This is a genomic window from Microbacterium sp. 5K110 (assembly GCF_005774735.1).
GTDB lineage: Bacteria > Actinomycetota > Actinomycetes > Actinomycetales > Microbacteriaceae > Microbacterium.
Genome location: NZ_VBUM01000172.1, coordinates 1 through 1,381, shown reverse-complemented (window position 1 = coordinate 1,381; position 1,381 = coordinate 1). Strand labels below are relative to the sequence as shown.

Below are 1,381 nucleotides of genomic sequence, written 5' to 3'. Positions count from 1 at the left end.
TCGCCCCCCTGATCGCCGCGCACGACGAGTGCGTGCAGGGAGCGGTCGTCGTGGCCACCTGCAACCGCTTCGAGGCCTACGTCGACATGGACGAGCCCGTCACGGCCGCCGTCGCGGTGGGAGTGGAGGCCACGCTGAGCGCCATCGAGGCGGCCACCGGCGTTCCCGCGAGCGAGCTCGAGGGTTCGTACACCGTGCTCGGCGGCGGAGATGTGGCCGAGCACCTCTTCTCGGTGGCATCCGGTCTCGAGTCGGTCGTCGTGGGCGAGGGCGAGATCGCCGGTCAGGTGCGGCGCGCCCTCACCGAGTCGCGCAACCTCGGCACCACGTCCGGAGAGCTGGAGCGGCTGTTCCAGCGCGCGTCCGAAGCTCAGCGCGGCGTGAAGAACTCCACCGCGATCGGCCGCGCCGGCCGTTCGCTCGTGCGCCTCGGCCTCGAGCTCACCGACAGCCGCATCGCCGACTGGTCGACGCAGCGCGTGCTGCTGGTCGGCACCGGCGCCTATGCGGCCGCCACCGTCGCCGCACTTCGCGATCAGGGCGCCGAGGACATCTCGGTCCACTCCCCCTCGGGCCGCGCCGCGAAGTTCGCCGCCAAGCACGGGCTGCGCGCCGTCTCGGCCGAGACCTTCCCCACCGCCGTCGCTCACGCCGACCTCGTGATCACGTGCACGACGAGCGAGCACCACGTCGTCAGTGCCGCCACGTTCGCCGCGGGACGCACCGCCGCCGAATCCGCCGCCGCTCCCGCCGGCTGCCCCGTCGACCACTCGGGCCGCCGCCTCGTGATCGACCTCGGCCTCCCCCGCAACGTCGACCCCGACGTGGCCGCGGTGCCCGGCGTCGACCTGCTCGACCTCGAAACCATCCGCCTCCACGCCCCGCTCGAAGAGCTGCAGGCGACGGATGCCGCGCGCGACCTCGTCCGCGACGCCGCCCGCCGCTTCGCCTCGGTCGGCGAACGCAAGAACATCACCCCCGCGGTCGTCGCCCTGCGCGCTCACGTGTTCGGCGTACTCGACGCCGAGGTCGCCCGGGTGCGCGCCCGCGGCGACGAGGGCGGACAGACCGAGCAGGCCCTGCGGCACCTCGTCGGCGTGCTGCTGCACACCCCGACGACCCGCGCGCACGAGCTCGCCGAGTCCGGCCGCGGCGACGACTACGTCTCGGCGCTGTCCGCGCTGTTCGGCATCGAGGTCTCCGAGCCCGAGGCTCCCCGCATCGCCGACGCGGTCTGAGCCCGGCGCCGCGCCGGCGCGCCGGCGCGCGGAGGACTTCCGGGCAGCGGAGGACCGACACCGCAGCATCCATCCTCCGCCCGCCGAATCTCCTCCCCCCGGCCCACGCATCTGCGGCCGTGCCCCACCGAGTCGAGCACAGG

At 74.4% G+C, this 1,381-nt stretch carries 1 protein-coding gene; it reads left to right on the top strand.

The window, feature by feature from the left end; translation table 11 throughout:
* Nucleotides 1-1,238, top strand: a 1,238-nt coding sequence (locus tag FE256_RS17925) for a glutamyl-tRNA reductase (RefSeq protein WP_138178348.1), incomplete at its 5' end; no start/stop codon positions are given.
* Nucleotides 1,239-1,381: the final 143 nt, after the last annotated feature.